16 protein-coding genes are annotated in these 17261 nt (G+C 58.1%); 2 read left to right on the top strand and 14 right to left on the bottom strand.

The genetic code is table 11. The features are described from left to right. The 8 genes from ABWO67_RS13680 to ABWO67_RS13645 all read right to left on the bottom strand — a co-directional run. Positions 1-734: sulfite exporter TauE/SafE family protein (locus tag ABWO67_RS13680; protein ID WP_353152399.1), on the bottom strand; the 734-nt coding region annotated here is incomplete at its 3' end. 9 nt (positions 735-743) lie between these two features. After that, a complete protein-coding gene (locus ABWO67_RS13675) occupies positions 744-2381 on the bottom strand; it encodes a thiamine pyrophosphate-binding protein (RefSeq protein WP_353152397.1) in 1638 nt (545 codons plus the stop codon). A 32-nt stretch (positions 2382-2413) separates the two neighbouring features. Next, the gene (locus ABWO67_RS13670; protein ID WP_353152395.1) at positions 2414-4159 is read right to left on the bottom strand and encodes an L-aspartate oxidase; all 1746 of its coding nucleotides are present in this window, start codon (positions 4157-4159) and stop codon (positions 2414-2416) included. After that, positions 4156-4764 carry a fumarate hydratase C-terminal domain-containing protein gene (locus tag ABWO67_RS13665; RefSeq protein ID WP_353152393.1) on the bottom strand — a complete coding sequence of 203 codons (609 nt, stop codon included), beginning with the start codon at positions 4762-4764 and terminating at the stop codon, positions 4156-4158. The genes ABWO67_RS13670 and ABWO67_RS13665 overlap by 4 nt, the downstream gene beginning before the upstream one ends. 18 nt (positions 4765-4782) lie before the next feature. Further along, on the bottom strand, positions 4783-5661 hold the full coding sequence (locus tag ABWO67_RS13660; RefSeq protein WP_353152391.1) for a fumarate hydratase: 879 nt from the start codon (positions 5659-5661) through the stop codon (positions 4783-4785). 3 nt (positions 5662-5664) lie between these two features. After that, positions 5665-6018, bottom strand: coding sequence for a succinate dehydrogenase, cytochrome b556 subunit (sdhC, locus tag ABWO67_RS13655; RefSeq protein ID WP_353152389.1), 354 nt, complete (start codon positions 6016-6018; stop codon positions 5665-5667). Beyond that, positions 6015-6371 (bottom strand): succinate dehydrogenase, encoded by a 357-nt coding sequence (locus ABWO67_RS13650; protein WP_353152387.1) that lies wholly within the window; start codon positions 6369-6371, stop codon positions 6015-6017. Before ABWO67_RS13650 ends, sdhC begins: the two co-directional genes overlap by 4 nt. Further along, positions 6371-7123 carry a succinate dehydrogenase/fumarate reductase iron-sulfur subunit gene (locus tag ABWO67_RS13645; protein ID WP_353152385.1) on the bottom strand — a complete coding sequence of 251 codons (753 nt, stop codon included), beginning with the start codon at positions 7121-7123 and terminating at the stop codon, positions 6371-6373. Before ABWO67_RS13645 ends, ABWO67_RS13650 begins: the two co-directional genes overlap by 1 nt. Positions 7124-7233: 110 nt before the next feature. Here ABWO67_RS13645 and ABWO67_RS13640 point away from each other — a divergent pair, with 110 nt between their 5' ends. Then, complete coding sequence (locus ABWO67_RS13640; RefSeq protein WP_353152383.1) at positions 7234-8106, top strand: LysR family transcriptional regulator; 873 nt, start codon at positions 7234-7236, stop codon at positions 8104-8106. A 13-nt stretch (positions 8107-8119) separates the two neighbouring features. On the opposite strand, the gene ABWO67_RS13635 is transcribed toward ABWO67_RS13640, so the two are convergent. The 6 genes from ABWO67_RS13635 to ABWO67_RS13610 form a co-directional block, all read right to left on the bottom strand. Further along, complete coding sequence (locus tag ABWO67_RS13635; protein ID WP_353152381.1) at positions 8120-9136, bottom strand: Bug family tripartite tricarboxylate transporter substrate binding protein; 1017 nt, start codon at positions 9134-9136, stop codon at positions 8120-8122. A 64-nt stretch (positions 9137-9200) separates the two neighbouring features. Further along, on the bottom strand, positions 9201-11339 hold the full coding sequence (locus tag ABWO67_RS13630; protein ID WP_353152379.1) for an acetate--CoA ligase family protein: 2139 nt from the start codon (positions 11337-11339) through the stop codon (positions 9201-9203). A 12-nt stretch (positions 11340-11351) separates the two neighbouring features. Further along, positions 11352-12527: an acyl-CoA dehydrogenase gene (locus tag ABWO67_RS13625; protein ID WP_353152403.1), complete on the bottom strand. Its 1176-nt coding sequence runs from the start codon at positions 12525-12527 to the stop codon at positions 11352-11354. Between the two features lie 73 nt (positions 12528-12600). Then, complete coding sequence (locus ABWO67_RS13620) at positions 12601-13800, bottom strand: acetyl-CoA C-acyltransferase (protein ID WP_353152377.1); 1200 nt, start codon at positions 13798-13800, stop codon at positions 12601-12603. A gap of 26 nt (positions 13801-13826) precedes the next feature. Continuing rightward, complete coding sequence (locus ABWO67_RS13615) at positions 13827-15353, bottom strand: 3-hydroxyacyl-CoA dehydrogenase (protein WP_353152375.1); 1527 nt, start codon at positions 15351-15353, stop codon at positions 13827-13829. Positions 15354-15355: 2 nt separating this feature from the next. Then, complete coding sequence (locus ABWO67_RS13610) at positions 15356-16102, bottom strand: enoyl-CoA hydratase-related protein (RefSeq protein ID WP_502930019.1); 747 nt, start codon at positions 16100-16102, stop codon at positions 15356-15358. Positions 16103-16228: 126 nt separating this feature from the next. Between ABWO67_RS13610 and ABWO67_RS13605 the strand changes: the two genes are divergently transcribed. Next, complete coding sequence (locus tag ABWO67_RS13605; protein ID WP_353152373.1) at positions 16229-17179, top strand: LysR family transcriptional regulator; 951 nt, start codon at positions 16229-16231, stop codon at positions 17177-17179. Positions 17180-17261: the final 82 nt, after the last annotated feature.

Genomic DNA, 17261 nt, shown 5'->3' with positions numbered 1-17261 from the left:
ACCTGAGGCGTAGTCGAAATAAGCAGCATTACGCCCGACACGGCAAGCAAGCTCAACACCAAGCCTTTGAATAAGCTATCGGAGAAGCGCCGATACAGCCCTATCCCGACAATGGAAGGAATCAGCATGACTGGGGCGACAAGGGCAAAAAGGCCAAGAATTTCCGGCGTAATCATGCCATTGAGAGCAAAGACGGCTAGCGTCAGCATATGCATGAATAGGTTGAACGCCTGGAACACCGTACGCTGCTGATCTTTCGGCCAGCCCCGGAGCGTGCACCACAATGTAGGGATGGCGCCGGGCAGCCCGCCAAAACCGCTCATCGTCCCGCCCACCCAGCCTATCAACCCGTCTGCAACGCGGCCGCCTTTTGTAATCCGCGGAATATGCGCGATCCACAGCATGGCTGTGCAATACACGGTAAGCAACAAACCCACCCCAAACTTGAATAGCAGAGGATTCATGATGTTGAGCAGCCAGAGGCCAGTCGGCACGCCCAGCACCCCGCCTAACAGGAAGGGTCTGACTCGGCGCCAATTAAAGCCTCGCCGCAATGATCCTACTGCCAGCAGTTGTCCCAGCAGCGAACCGAACACCACGACGGGAACAGCCAATTCGGGTTCTATGACCCAAGACCAGATCGCCAGGGAGACAAGGCCAAAACCAAAACCCGCCAAACCTTGCACGAATCCAGCCAGCGCACCTCCCAGGACGATAAATATCCAATCATCCATCGCGAACCGCTATTCTTGCCGGATGACCGGTGCAGGCTGCCCATCGAGCATTACGTTGATGCAAGCGGGCACCCCTGCCGCTGATGCGCGCGCCAAGGCGTGCGGCAACGCATTGCTCGTATCCACATGTTCACCGTAGCCGCCAAACGCCGTTGCCACATGGTCATACCGGGACGGCAGCAGTTCGCATCCGATTACGCGGTCAGCCCCGTAATTACGCAGTTGGATCTGATATTCGGCGTTCCAGCGCGCATCGTTGCCCACCACACAAATGATCGGAGCGCCGTAGCGCAAGGCAGTATCAAGTTCAGCACAGTGAAATCCAAACGTTCCATCTCCCATCATCGCCACCACGGGTGCGTCTGGATAGGCCAGTTTTGCCGCAACCGCCATAGGCAAGGCGGCACCGATAGCGCCAGCAGCGCCATTGATCACTCGATGCGGAGCCGTCAGGCAAGCCTGTGCCCATTGCCCGAACTCGCCGCCGTCGACCACCAATACCGCATCAGGATGGCTATCCAACAGCGTTTGGACCGACTGGCAAAGCTGGGCCGGATGGACGGCATCAGGTTTGGCCCGCCCAGGGCCAGTCCAGCCAGGCGGACGATATGTCAGGCCGGCCCTGACCTGGGCGAGCCAGCCCGCATGCCCGTTGCTTCCGGAACCATTTCCCGCTTGCGTCAAGGCGGCCAAAGCCTGCATGGCATCGCCTTCATGGCACGCCTCCAGGCGCTGTCCGACAGCATTTCTTGACCGCTCGAACTCGGCATTGTCTGCATCCACTTGCAGGAAAACGCAGTTGTCGGCAAATACCGGCGCCTGTCCGAAACCCAGCGTAAAGTCCAGGCGTTTGCCAACCAGCAGGACGCAATCCACGCTACCTAACAAAGGCGCAAAAGCGCCAAGGCTGGGATCATTGCTGCCTCGCGGGCTTTCCGTAGCTACAACGGGCAGACCGGATGCTGCCTCAAGCCGAGCCACCGCACTGCGCCCCGAGTCGGTAAGGCCCTGAGGCCCCAGCAGTATCATCGGGCGACTAGCCCGCTGCAGACGATCCATTAGCTCTTGCGCGGCAGCGGGCAAAAGAGGCTGCGCCTGTGCTTCGTAGCTGGAAGGTTCGGGAAGCGCAATTTGATTGGCCAACCCTTCGAGCACATCGGTCGGCAGACTTAAATGCACCGGTCCCGGACGCCCCGACATCGCGAGACGGCAAGCTTTCGCGAAGTCTGCGGCAAGCATGTCGGCACTGCCGGCAACCCAGGCTGCCTTGACAACTGGCAGCGCCATCCCGACCTGGTCCATTTCCTGAAAGGCGCCCCATCCGCTTTGGGCCAGAGGCGCATGGCCGGACAGCAACACCACTGGCGACTCAGACTGTAGTGCCGTATACAAAGCAGATATAGCATTTGCATGCCCCGGACCGCCCGTGACCAAGGCCAGCCCCACTCCGCCGGTCAGGCGCGCCCAGGCGTCGGCCATATGAACCGCGGCCCCCTCGTGGCGAGTATGAACCAGCTCTATGCCCTGACCCAGAAGGGCGTTGTACACCGGCATGATGTGATTGCCCGAGAGAGTAAATACCTTGCTTATGCCGGCCTGTTGAATAGACCGGACCAGCATGTCGGCGCCCTGCGGTGAACCTTTCATAAGTTTCAGCCCTTGTTTTCTCGAGGTATTGCCTATGTTTTGTCGGATACCAGTTCTTCATTTTCCAGAATCGATTCGCCGGGAAACACTCTGGTAAAAACGACTGGCTGTCGGGCCAATTGCAGTATGCCTTCCTGCAGGCGAATGACCGAAAACCATGAGTTTTCGATGTCGTGCACATCGGGAAAGTCTTCGCGAAAATGCGCGCCGCGCGAATCTTCCCGCGCCAGTGCAGCATGCACGATCGCCTTGCTGACATGAATCAGGCTATCCATATTGAGCCAATCCTGCCAAGTCAGGTTGTATGCCCGGTCTCCGTCGGCCACACCCATCCCGAGCAAATCCTCATGCAGTATATCCAGGCTGCAGGCCGCACGATTCAGACCCGCCTTGTCACGCACAATGCCAGCATCGTCCCACATGCATTCCGCCAGCCGTTCACGCAATGCATGCAAATCACCCGCTGGTTGTTTAAAAGGACGTTCGGCGGCCTGTATGGCCTGTTCCACCTTGCCGGTGTCGTATTCGACCAAGAGACGGCCCTGCACCCACTTGGCCATGCTGTCGCCGGCAATGCCGCCAAACACGGTCGAATTGGCAACGCCATTGCCGCCAAGGCGGTTAGCCCCGTGTACACCGCCTGTATCTTCACCCGCGGCGAACAGGCCCTGCAGTGCAGTACTGCAATCCGGCTTGAATACCACTCCACCCATCATGTAATGAGCGGTCGGCACGACTTCGACCAGGCCGCCTGCCAGGTCGAAGCCGCAATCTGCGCAGCGCTCAACCATCCCCTTGAACTGCTTGCGGACGTTGGCAGGACCCAAATGATCCATCTGAATATATACACCGCCATTGGGTGTGGTGCGCCCGGCGCGCATTTCAGCATAAATGCCGCGCGACACCACATCGCGAGTGGCCCGCTCTCCTCGCGGATCGACATTGTGCATGAAGCGTTCATGATTCCCGTTCAATAAATAGCCGCCCGCACCGCGCAGGCCTTCTTCCAAGACCGTTCCAGTCATGCGGGTATCAGAGCCCGCCAGGAGCCCGGTTGGATGGAATTGGACCATTTCCATATCACGCAGGCCAAGGCCTGCGCGCAAGGCCATAGCCAGGCCGTCGCAACTTTTATCTCCGGACGGCGTATGGAACTTGTACATGGTCGGACCCCCGCCGGTCGCCAGCAGAATGGCCTTGGCGCGCACCAGGCGGTACTGCCCTGTACGCAGATCTATCATCAGCACCCCGGCAATGGATGCGCCATCGGAAGACGGTATGAGCTCAATGGCGCGATGCTCCTCCAGACGCTTGATCTTTCGGGCCCACACCTGTTCCGCCAGGCGATTGATGATTTCGATGCCTGTCAGGTCGCCCTTATGCACAGTACGGTCGAAGGTCTGTCCGGCAAATGCCTTTTGGTGCAAGGTGCCATCAGCATTGCGGTCAAAAAAACAGCCCAACTCGTTTTCGAGCTCGTGGATGCGCTCAACCGCAGTATTCACCAGCGTCCAGGCCAATTCCTGGTCGGGCAGCCATTTGCCGCCGGTAATCGTGTCCATGAAATGCCGCTCGGGGGAGTCGCCCTCTGCCAGAGCAACGTTGTAGCCGCCCTGAACCATACGCGTGCAGCCGCATTTACCCAGCAGCCCCTTGACCGCAACCGTGATATCCAACGATGGATCTGCCTGGTGCGCATGCAACGCGGCAAACAATCCGGCCCCACCGGAGCCAAGGATCAAGATATCGGTACTTACGACCTCTGCGTGCTGCGTCATGCCACCCCCAGCGAAGCCAGTATTTCGTCCCGACGGCCTTTGACGGCGGCGTTGACATCGTCATACAGCGAGCCGCCATGGCTGTCCATGGCTACCAGCAGCGGACCAAAATCCCGAATACGAAACTTCCACAGAGACTCCGGATTCAGGTCATCCAGGTCAACATCTTCGATCTGTTCAATCCAGGTCGTTTCCAATGCGGCGGTACCGCCAACTATGCCCAGATAAGCGCCTCCCAGTTCTTGAAAGGCCTGGCGTGAGCCTTCATGCATGCCGCCTTTTCCAATGATGAAACGAACCCCGCACTGTTCCATCAATTGTCGGGTGAAACGCTCCATGCGCGACGAGGTCGTCGTCCCGATGCAAACAGACTGATAGCCCGCCGGAAACTCATCGGAAACCGGTACTTTGCGGACATTGGGCGCCGTGTGGATGACGGCCTGCCCGTTCAGATCGAAACGCGTGGTGCGCTTCTGATCGAACAAGGCTATATAGCTGGCATCTCGTATGCCGTATAAGGTTTTTTGCAGCGTCACCGTATCGCCGACACGCAAAACGCGTACCTGCTCCTCGGTAACCGGCATCGTAAGGTCATAATGAGCCACAGTCGTATCTCCCTGTAATCAGAAGCTGTATTCGATGCCGCCGGCACCCAGGCTTGCCCGGGCGCGCCGCGCCGAGTGGCATTGCATGTTCACCGCGACCGGGTTCATGGTGATATGCGTTGCCGCCAATTCGACGTGCACCGCGAATGCCGTCGCATCGCCGCCCAGCCCTTGTGGGCCGACCCCCAGCCGATTCACAGCCTCAGACAATTCGCGCTCCAGCTCCGCCCCCAGGGCATCCTCGCATACCGAGCCCAGCGGGCGCGTTGCCGCTTGCTTGGCCAGGTGTACGCACAGGTCGGACGTTCCGCCTACCCCTACGCCCACGATAGTCGGCGGACAGGTTTTGCCGCCGGCGTCGATAACGCAGTCGATGACAAAACGCTTGACTGCCGCCAGCCCTTCCGCGGGTATGGCCATGCGCAGGAATGAATTATTTTCCGACCCGCTACCCTTGGGTATCATTTGGATTTCGAGCGTGTCTGGCGCTTCGACGAACTCCATATGGATCACCGGTACACCAGGTCCGCAAGAAGTATGATTGTTTTTCCTACTGATGGGGTGAACGACGCTGGAGCGCAGGGGATGCTCGCGCGTGGCGCGCTCGCAACCTTTGCGTATGGCCTGCTGCAGTCGCCAGCCATCGATAGCTACCGCGCGGCCCACGAATACGTTGTAAATGGGAATACCGGTGTCCTGGCACAGCAGGTTGTTATTGTCTTCCGCAACCCGGATATTGGTAACCATCGTGTTCAGGATAGTGCGCGCGCGTTCAGAGGTCTCAAGGCCCTGCAGCTTGCCGAATCCATCCTTGATATCGTCAGGCAACAGCTTCAGCGCCCTTATATAAAGTTCGCGGGCAGCTTCTTCAACCTGGTCATAATCAATTTCTTTCATGGCTCAACTCAGTATAGTGATCAGGAAAACAAAGGACACAATGGCGGCCGTGCCGAAACTGGCGGAAATCCAGCCCAGGCGCAAGCCCTTCCATGGGCGGAATTCGATCAGCAGGATGCGGATGCCACCCAGGGCATGCAAGGCCAAAAAGAACACAAGCAGCCATTCTCCAAACTTGAATATCGGGGCTTCGTACCACTTCAGGGCTGCGTCCAAAGCCGCTTCATTCTCAAGCGCCAGGCCCAGCGTCCAGAAATGGAAGGGCAGGAATACCGTCAGCAATACGCCGGATATGCGGTGAAGGCAAAAGGCGATCCAGCTGGCATGTGTGCGGGCGCGACGATCATTCTTTTTCACGATATGCCTCCGAGGGTCACGGCCCAGACTGCCCTGAGGCCCATTACCAGCAGCAATAGCGCAAGCAGATTGGCCCACAAAGATGCCGCCCCCTCTTTGAGCCTGGCCCATTCCACAAGAACATTGCGTATGCCTATGGATGCATGCACCGCAACCAGGCCTACAAACACAGCGTAATACACCGCCCAGACGATATTGCCGCGCGTACGGGCCAGGACTTCCGCGGCGCTCAACCCGCCGTTGATGGCATACACAATGACAAACAGATGGATCAGCACGAAAAGCGCCATGACCATGGCGCTGACGCGTTGCCAATACCAACGGCGAGCGGCTTTCACAGTAAGGCTTGCCATTACAAATCCCCTGACGCGGTTTCCATGTCCAGCTCACCGCGCCTGGCAGCCCTTGCAGTCATATTTTTCAAGCCTGCAATACTCGCCGTGGGGGAAAGATGCTTTGGACAGCGAACCGTGCAAGAACCCTGGGTATGACAGGAATGGCAGCCTGCATCGCCCGCTACGGCCGCGAGGCGGGAACGCCCGTCGATATCACGTTCATCGTTGATAAGCGTCCAGGCGCGGTTGAGCGCAGCCGGTCCCAGGAATTCAGGCCGCCAGCTGACCACATCGCAAGACGAATAGCACACGCCGCAGCCTATGCACTCAATGCCCGCTTCTACCTTCTGTCGAGCCGGGGAGTCGGGCTTCACCAACGCAACCGGCTCATGGCGCGTATGCCCGCCCTTGAAGCGGCCGCGCGCGGCCTGCATCTTGTCAAAAAAAGAATCCATATTGACCACCAGGTCCTTGATGACCGGCAAGTTCGACAACGGCGCCAATTGCAGCCTGCCGTTGGTACAAACTTTGGATACATGGGTGCGGCAGGTCCAGCGGGCTATGCCGTTAACCTGCATGGCGCAAGAGCCGCACATCCCGACACGACAGGCAAAGCGGTAGGAAAGCGTCGCATCCTGGTGGTGCTGGATGTGGGTAACCACATCCAGCACCGTCTGGCTGGCGCGGCGCGGCACCTGGAAGGTTTGGTACCCCCCGTGCTCGCCCCCACGCCAGACGTCGACCTGCAAGGAAGTAGAAGAATCGGCCATGGCAAGGTGTCCTGAAGCAGAAGCAAATAATGACTTATGATCCCCTGCTTATTGACAAAAGTAAAACTATTAATTATTTTGTCAGTCACAAGTATTTTTTATAGGCAACCATGTCTTCCATACGACAGTTCCGCACTGCGCTAGCCGCTGCGCGGCTCGGCAGCTTTGCCGAAGTAGGCCGGCAGATCGGGCTTACCCAGGCCGCCGTAAGCCTGCAAATCAAGAACCTTGAAAGTGAACTGGATACAAGGCTGTTTGAACGCGGCCCACAGACGCTTACCGTCACCCCCGACGGCCGGCAAATTCTTGATAGACTCGAAACTCTCGTCCGCGACTACGACAATCTACGCAACAAGCCCGATGGTGTATTGCGCGGCACCCTATACGTGGGAGCCTTGGTTTCGGCGCTCATGGGCTCATTCGGCAGTGCCCTGGCCCATATAAAACGCGACTATCCCGCACTGGATTTGCGTTTGCTTGCTGGACAGTCGGCAGAATTCGCCGACATGGTCGCCAAGGGCGAACTCGACGCGGCGGTAGTCACCGAACCGCCCAATGCGGTGCCCAACGGATTGATGTGGACCCCTTTTTATCAAGAGCCTCTAGTGCTTATCGCACCCCAGGAATTGGGTCGAAAGCCTGTCATGGACTTGCTTCAAAACGAGCCCTTTCTGCAGTTCGACAGGACGTTATGGACGGGCAGACTCGTTACCTACGCCCTGGAGCAATTGGGCGTGACGCCGAACATCGCGCTGGAACTGAACTCCATCGAAGCCATTGCACAACTGGTGCGGCAACGTTACGGCGTGGCCATTGTGCCGCACTTGGCCAATGCGGAATGGTCCGAGCAGCAGCTTACTGTCAAAGCCCTGCCCGGCCGTCCCATTATGCGCGGCGTCGGCATGCTCGAACGCCATAAACATGGCAAGAAGCCCGTCACCCTGGCATTGTGCGCCTTGTTCAACCAGGCTGACGGGCACTGACAGTAACTCGAGGCTACTTGACCTGATCGATCAGACCGAGCGACTTGCCCAACTCATGATAGACCTCGTATTGCCCTTGTGTGAACGTCTTCGCATCTGTGGGGCCTTTTATGAAAGGCACCGAGCCAGCGTTTTCGGTAGCGCGTATCCAGGCCGCATCCTTACCCGTTTCCTCCATCGCTTTCCAGAGCTTTGCCACTATTTCGGCCGGCATGCCCGGAGGGCCTGAAATGCCGCTCCATCCGGTGATCTGCTCCATTTTTGCCAATCCCAGCTCCTTGGAGGTGGGCACATCAGGCAGGGATTTGAGCCGCTCCGGCGTAGTGACAAACAACGCGCGCAGGTTGCCGGCCTTGATCAGCCCGTTAGCCGGACCGATGCTGCTGCAGGAAAAATCAATCTGGCCCGCCAGCAGTGCGCTGGTCGCCTCCCCTGTCCCCTTGTAGGGTATTTGAGTGGGTACCTTGTCGCCCAGCTTGAGCGTATCGAACAAAAGTTTCGGCCCCATATCGTTAGTAGTCAGCGCGCCGGCTGTTCCGTAGTTCATCTTGGCGCCCTTGGCATGCAGCGCCTTTTCCAGATCCTTGAAATTCTTGTACGGAGAATCCCCCCTGACATAGCATCCGTAAGGGTTGAGTTCCAGCAGACCTATAGGAGTGAAGTCACTCCATTTATATTTTGTCTTGGTGGGTGAAATGGCGGGAAGAATGGCTTGTGAACCCGGCCGGGAAAGCAATAATGTGTAGCCATCGGGGTTGGCCAGCCTGCCCTGATCGGAACCTATTACACCGCTGGCGCCCGGTTTGTTGACCACAACAACGGGCTGGCCAAGGTATTTTTGCGCCACGGCACTGAAATTTCGCGCAGCCAGGTCGGAATCGCCCCCCGTGCTGTAGGGAGTGATGAGCGTAATGGCATGCGAAGGATAATCGCTCTTTGCCCACGACACGGTGGCGGCCAAGCATGCCGATACCGCCAGCGCAGAAAGCAGAATTGGCTTCGCAGCCACCTTAAGTTTTGAATGCAACATCGTTGTCTCCTCTTCCGCTCAGGCGGAATTCGTTTTTAGTACCCCTGGCGAGTGCGCGCAGTGGCTAACTCCTGGTCCGGAGTATTACAACGCTATCCACTCCGACCGGACCGTCGGAGCCTATCAAAAGAGGGTTCAAATCCAGCTCTGAGAGCTGCTCGGCAGCCGCGGCCCAGCGCGATAGGCTGGCCAGCAGGGCGCTCAGGCGGAACATGTCGACAGCTGGCCGGCCGCGCACGCCATCAAAAACAGGGCGCATGCGAAGTTCATCCAGCATGGCGCGGGCCTCGCGTTCCGAAAATGGGGCTTGGCGGAAGGAAACATCGCGCAGCACTTCCAACAATATTCCGCCATAGCCAACCATGACCATGGTGCCGAAAACGGCATCGCGCTTAACGCCGACCACCAGTTCAATATGGCCGGAACTCATAGGCTGCACGATGACGCCAGACAGGCGGGCTTGGGGGCGGCTGCTACTGCAACGCTCCATCAGGGACAAGAATTCGGCCCGCACGGATGGTTCATCATCCAGATTCAGCACGACGCCACCCACGTCTGTTTTATGCAAGATATCCGGCGACTCAATCTTCAAGGCGACCGCGCATCCAAATCGACGCCAGGCCTGTACCGCTTCATCGGCCGTGGCTGCCAACGTAACGGGAGCCATGGGCACGCCCGCTTTTTCCAGCAATGCAACAGCCTGAACGGTAGGTACTGCGCCATCGCCGAAAGGCAGGTCGATTCTGTGTGCGGGTTCGTCCTGGATGGCGTCTGCCCTATAGCCCTTTTGCATGGCTGCGTAGCGTGCCAGGCATGCCGCAGCCTCGACTGCGCGCTCGCCTGCTCCGAACATGACTATGCCTTCATTGCGCAGCCGCTGCGCCACGCCATCGGGAGCGGCAACCCAGCAGACGATGAAAGGCTTGCTTGCCCGCGCGCGTATCTGTGTGAATATTTCAATCAGCATATCGACATGCGCGTTCATTAATTGGAGCCATACGATACCGATATGGACTTGCGGATCGCGCAGCAATATCAGCACCGACTCCCGCAGCAGCGCGGGTTCAGCAACAAACTGGCCTGTAATATCGACGGGGTTGCCGCTGGCGCCAAAGGTAGGCATGGTCTCTGCCAACGCCCTGCTGGTTTCCGGCTCGAGCACAGGCACAGCCAGGCCGACCTCCTCGGCACGATCCGTCATCATGACTCCGGCCCCGCCCGACTGGGTAACAATGCCCAGCCCGTTGCCCAGGGGAAGCGCACAGCCCGACAAGGCCTGCAGCATATCCAGCATCTGCTCCTCATTGCGGGCTCGAAGCACGCCGTATTGGCGCGCGACGGCATCGAAAAGGGCATCTTCGACCGCGAGCGAACCCGTGTGCGACGCGGCTGCCCTGGCGCCGCTAACGGTCCGACCGACCTTGGTCAGCACCAGGGGCTTGCCCAGTTCGTGACATCGGCGAGCCAGGTCGATCAGGGCCTGGCCGTCGCGTATTCCTTCAAGATAGCCTGCAGCAACGCGTACACGCGGGTCTTCAATGACCACGCCCATCAGTTCGCTGAAAGTGGCATCGGCTTCGTTGCCGGTATTGATGAAATATCCCAGGCCCAGGCCCCGATCCCGGACCAAGGCGGCGATCGCCGTGCCAAACGCCCCCGATTGTGTGACGAAACCAATAGGACCCGAGTTTGTCGGTCCGTCTGCATACTGGCTGAAGGTCGCATACACATGCTCGTAGGCGTTTATGAAACCCAGGCAATTAGGACCACACAAAACCATACCGTATTCACACGCGATATCGCGCAAGCGGTGCTCTTGGGCAAGACCTAGTTCACCCATCTCGCCAAACCCGGAGCTGAATACCACGGCGGCCCGTCCGCCGGCCTCGCCCACAGCACGCAAGCTGGCTGCGACATCCTTGGCGGGCACCGCGATAATGGTCAAGTCCGGCGCCTCTGGCAAGCTGGCCATATCGGGATAGCATCGGCAACCGCCAATTTCCTGGTATTTGGGGTTAATCGGGTAGATCTTGCCTTGATAGCCTTTCTCAAGCAAATGCTTGAGCGGCCGGCCATTGACTTTGGAGAACTGCGCCGACGCTCCGATAACGGCAACCGAGCGAGGACGAATCATGCGCGCAAGGATTTCCTGGCGCGAAGGGGGCAGATCGGGCGTATTCATAGTCATAGTGGCGCTTTTCATGGTTGCCTTTCCTCAAGAGAACGCCTGAATCCCGGTTTGCGCCCGACCCAACACCAGCGCATGGATATCGTGCGTGCCCTCCAGCGTGTTGACTGCCTCAAGATTCATCAAGTGACGTATTACATGATATTCATCACTAATGCCGTTACCACCAAGCATGTCGCGCGCGCTACGCGCTATATCCAGGGCCTTGCCGGCACAATTTCGCTTAAGCAGCGAAATCATTTCGGGCGTGGCCTTTTGCTCATCGCGCAGCCTGCTTACATGTAGGCAGGCTAGCAAGCTGAGCGTGATTTCAGTTTGCATGTCGGCCAGCTTTTTTTGAATCAGCTGACTGGCGGCAAGCGGTCGGCCAAACTGCTGCCTGTCCATTGTGTATTGCCTCGCAGTATGCCAGCAGAATTCAGCAGCACCTACCGCCCCCCAACAGATACCAAATCGGGCATTGGCCAGGCAAGCGAAAGGTGCCGACAAGCCCTTGGCTTCAGGCAGCATATTTTCAGAAGGGACAAAGACGTCATCCATGAAAATCTGCCCTGTCGGTGATGCGCGCACAGCGAATTTTCCTTCGATCTTGGCCGTTTCCAGCCCCTTCATGCCTCGCTCCAGTATGAACCCGCGTACGGTATCGCTATCGTCCTTGGCCCAGATGATCATCACATCAGCCAAATGCGCGTGGCTGATCCAGGTCTTGGAACCGGTCAACCGGAAGCCACCCGGCACTTTCCTGGCGCGGGTATGCATGGCGGACGGATCGGATCCGGAGTGGGGCTCGGTCAGGCCAAAGCATCCAAGCACATCAGCCCGGGCCAGCTTGGGCAGCCACTGCTGACGATGTTCTTCGCTACCGAACAGGTAGATGGGCACCATGGTCAAAGTGCTTTGCACGCCCATGGCGGAACGGTAGCTTGAGTCCACGCGCTCAAGCTCGCGTGCAATCAGGCCATAGGCCACGTAGCCGATTCCCGCACAGCCATAACCTTTCAACGTGGATCCCAGCAGCCCAAGACCGGCCATTTCCTTCATGATTTCTATATCGAAGGTTTCATGGCGGTGCGACTGCACTATCCTGGGCATAAGCTTGTCGCGCGCATAATCAGCCACGCTGTCACGCATCATGCGTTCGTCGTCGGTCAGGTAAGCATCGATCAGAAAAGGATCCTTCCAGTCGAACTTGCCGCTACGCATGCCGGCAATACAGCGCTCCTGCTCGCTGGGCCCTTGATCTTGCTGTTGTGACATGAGTTGATCTCCTTAGCGCTTAACAGCGTTCGAGCACAACACTGATGCCCTGTCCCACCCCAATGCACATGGTCGCCAGCGCGTATTGCTGATTGGTCCGGTGCAATTGCCGGACGGCGGTCAGCGCCAGCCGGATGCCCGAGGCCCCCAATGGATGTCCCAGCGCAATGGCTCCACCATTGGGATTGACGCGTTCATCAGTCAACTCCAATCCCAGGCCCTTGACGCATGCCAGCGCTTGCGACGCAAACGCTTCGTTGATCTCGATGACACCAATCCGGCCGATATCCAGCCCGCAGCGCTGCAGTGCTTTTTCCGATGCCGGCACCGGCCCTATGCCCATCGTGCGCGGAGGCACGCCGCAAACTCCGCTGGCCAGGACCCGGGCCAGCGGCTTGAGCCCCAAGCGCTGGCCGATACCGGCGCTGCCCATGAGCAAGGCGCCAGCGCCATCGTTGATACCTGAAGCGTTGCCTGCCGTCGTTACGCCACCCGCGTGCAATGCCTTCAGCTTACCCAGCGATTCCATCGTCGCCGCGCGAGGGTGCTCGTCTACGGCTATGCTGCTTGCCGGAACCCTGCCCTTGGCAGGAATGTCGATCGCTACAATTTCCTCATCGAACCAGCCAGCGTCGCAAGCCGCCCGGTACTTGTCTTGCGACGCGCAGGCAAAGCGGTCCGCGTCTTCCCGCGATATCCCGTATTCCTGGGCAAGATTGTCTGCCGTTTGCGGCATGGTGTCATTGCCGAATTGCGCTTCTATTCGAGGATTGGGAAAACGCACGCCAACCGCCGAGTTGAATACCGTCATATTGGGGTTGTATGCGGCTTCGGCTTTTGCCACGACAAATGGCGCCCGGCTCATACTTTCCACCCCTCCTACCAACATCAATTGACCTTCACCAGCGGTAAGCGCATGAGAAGCCGCCACCAGAGCGCTCAGCCCACTGCCGCAATTGCGCTGCATTACCGTACCGCCCAACTCTATCGGCAAGCCAGCCAACAGGCCGGCATGGCGCGCCACGCAGCGGCTATCCTCGCCCGCCTGATTGGCACAGCCCACAATGATGTCATCCAGCAATGCCGGGTCGATGCCGGTTTTCGCGACGAGCTTTGCAATGACCTGGGCCAGCAAGTCATCGGGCCTCACAGACGCCAGTGCGCCGGCTTGCTTGCCAAACGGCGATCGGATTCCAGCATAGATATACGCATCGAGCATCAATACTCTCCTGTCATGCGATGCATTCAATCGCCATCGCAAAAATTCAGATTCAATGCCGCCCGGCGCTTGAGCCACAGCACTGGGCGGTAACGCGGATCACCAAAGCTTTCATACAGCCCGCCAAGCAGGCGATGCACATACCCGGCCCCCAGCACATTGGCAAATGCCAAAGGGCCATGCGGATAGGCCAATCCGAGCGTTACCGCTCGATCAATATCCGCCGGGGAGGCGCTACGCAATTGCGCCAGTGCGCCCCCTATATTGATAATCATGGCGACAATGCGTTGCGCAACGAATCCCGGGCTGTCGCGGATCATAGTCACCGGCACGCCGTCGGCGCCGAACAGCGCACTCGCAGCATCTCGCCATTGCTGCCCTGTGGCGCAGGTCGCCATCACTGTTCTGTGAGTCCTCAACCCAAACAACACATCGATAGCGACAGTACGGACGGGGTCCAGCTCTTCAACGGCAGCCGCATGCGACGCATCGCGGCCTATGGGAGTGACAATGCATAAAGCTTGCCCGCTTGGGCGTGCGCCGGTTTCCAGATTGGCGCCCAGGCTCGTTACCAGATCGCGCACAACGGCGCCGGCCTCAGGCACGGCCGAACTGACCCAGACGCTGCATTGCGGCGGTGAGCTGGAGGCAAGCGTTTCAGCCAATGGATGCTTAGGTACCGCGGCAGAATCAGCCGGATAACGGTAATAGCCTTCGCCGCTTTTACGGCCCAGCACACCCGCGGCAACTCTCATATCCATCAGCGGAGATGGCCGATAGCGTGGTTCTTGATAGAACTGGGAATAAATCATTTCCGTCGCATGGTGATTGACATCCAGGCCAACCAGGTCGAGAAGCTCGAACGGCCCCATGCGAAAGCCCGCCGCCTCGCGCATTATCTGATCGACCTGCTCAAACGTAGCGACGCCTTCGCTGACAATACTCACTGCCTCAAGCGTATAGCCGCGTCCAACCTGGTTAACGAGGAAGCCAGGCGTGTCGCGGACCCGTACGACTTCCTTGCCAATTTTCCGGCCCACCCGCTCCAGCTGTTCAACGACAACCACATCAGTTCTGAGCGCCTCGATCACCTCTACCAGGCGCATACGTGAAACAGGATTGAAGAAATGCATGCCAGCAACACGCTGAGGACGTTTGCAGGCGGCGCCCAGTGTAGTAATCGACAATGACGAAGTATTGGACGCCAGGATGCACTTTTCGTCGACGACATTTTCCAGGTCGGCAAACAACTTGCGCTTTGCATCCAGATCTTCAGTTATGGCCTCGATAATCAATTGAGTATTCTTTAGACCATCCAGCGTATCCGTGACGCTCAGCGCCGCCATGGCGCTATCGGCCGCCTCCTGGCTTACTCGCCCTTTGGCCAGATCAGCAGTAATCGCTGCCTCGATTGCCGCATGTGCCGCTCGCGCCACCGCGGCGTCTGCATCCATCAATACGACCGTCATTCCCGACAGAGCGCATACCTGCGCTATTCCTCGACCCATAGCGCCGGAACCGACAACGCCTATACGCACAATTTCTGACTGCATGGTCATCTTCCGTGAAATGTCGCGTTACGGCGCTCAAGAAAGGCATGCATGCCCTCTTTCTGGTCGCCCGTATCGAACAAAGTTTCAAAAGCGCGGCGTTCGAGCATCAAGCCTGTAGACAAAGGCGCATCGGCGCCAGCCAATGCGACTTCCTTAGTGAGCCGCACGGCGATCGGAGGGCGTCTGGCAATGAGCTCAGCTATTTCGATCGATCGAGCCACAGCCTGCCCATCGGCCACCACCTCGCTGACCAATCCCATGGCGTGTGCTTGCGCCGCAGTCACGGATTCACCGGTAAGCAGCATAGGCATAGCACGATACTTGCCTACCGCACGCATCAATCGCTGTGTGGCGCCGCCGCCCGGCATGATGCCCACCGCCACCTCGGGCTGCCCGAATTTCGCGTTCTCATCGGCCACGATAATGTCAGCATGCATGGCAAGCTCGCACCCGCCGCCCAAAGCAACGCCGTGTACCGCGGCAATCAGGGGCTTGGGAAACTCACTGATCACTCGCCAATATCGCAAGACATCCATGGCCCATACCGCGCTGGGCCCAAGGTCGGCCATTTCACGCAGATCGGCCCCTGCGGCAAAGCAAGGACCATTGCCAGCAATGACGACGCAACGCACCGCCGAATCGTCCTGCAGCGCCTGAAATGCTGCCGACATCGCTTTGCGCAAGGGAAGGCTCAGCGCATTCCGAGCATGCGGACGGTTCAAGCGCAGTACTGCGACGCCACTAGCCATTACTTCGCAGAGCAGTAGATCCATCGAGTCCGACATGGTAGAAGCCCATTTTCAAATGTTGTGTTCATCTTAGAGATGGGCTATCTATTTTTGAAGTTTATTTTTATGATGAAGACTATTGATTCCATGAATACTCCATCCCTGCCGACCGCTTCGGCGAAGGAGCAGCGCTTGAATCTGCAATCATTCGATTTGAATCTCCTGCGGGTATTCGACGCTATCTATATCGAACGCAACATTTCCAGGGCAGCCCTGCGCCTGAATCTGACGCAACCAGCCGTAAGCAACGCTTTGGCCAGGCTCAGAGCACGCTTCAACGATCCCTTGTTCGAGCGCGGCGCCGACGGCATGGCGCCCACGCCGCGCGCCAAAACCATTGCGGAGCCAATACAGCGAGCGTTGGATATGCTCAAAGAAGGACTGAGCGAACGCAGCGAATTCGACTTCAGCAACTCGACCCGCACGTTCGAATTTGCCGTCGAAGACTACGGCGAGAACGTGATCGTGCCGCGCTTTCTAAACTGGCTGAATCAGGTAGCACCCGGCATACGGATCGTTATTCGTCCAGAATTGGGCATTCAGCTGCGCGAAGAACTACGCCAAGGAAAAGTGGACTTAGCTCTGGGTTATTTCGTGGTCGGCATGAACGACTTCCGCAGCCACTGCGTCATGACTGACTCACTGCTTAGTCTCGCGCGGCAAGATCATCCCGATGTCTCCGAGCGGCTGACGCTGGATACGTTCCTGAAACTTAGGCATGTAGCGCTGGCGCCACGCACAAAAAGCACGCCCATGATAGATCTGGCCTTGGCAAAACGTGGACTGAAGCGCGATATCGCAGTGCAAGTACCTTACTTCCAGTCCATGCCTGCCATCGTGCGGGCCACCAACTTGCTTTGTACTCTTCCCAAGCGAATGGCGACGCTATATGCCGATCACTTTGGCCTGCAGCCTTATCAGCCCCCCATAACAACGCCAAACTTCCCCATTTACTTGATTTGGCATCAATCTGCCGACGACGATATCGCCCACCGCTGGCTGCGAAAAGCATTCATCGATCTGTGCCAGAGACTTTAAGCCTTGCCCGAACTGGCAGCCTTCTATACCCGCTGGAAAATCCCCGCAGCCCCCATGCCTGTACCCACGCACATGGTCAGCA

This window comes from Pollutimonas bauzanensis (assembly GCF_040393045.1).
GTDB lineage: Bacteria > Pseudomonadota > Gammaproteobacteria > Burkholderiales > Burkholderiaceae_B > Pollutimonas > Pollutimonas bauzanensis_A.
The sequence above is the reverse complement of the archived record's forward strand: the minus strand, read 5'-3'. Positions and strand labels throughout refer to the sequence as shown.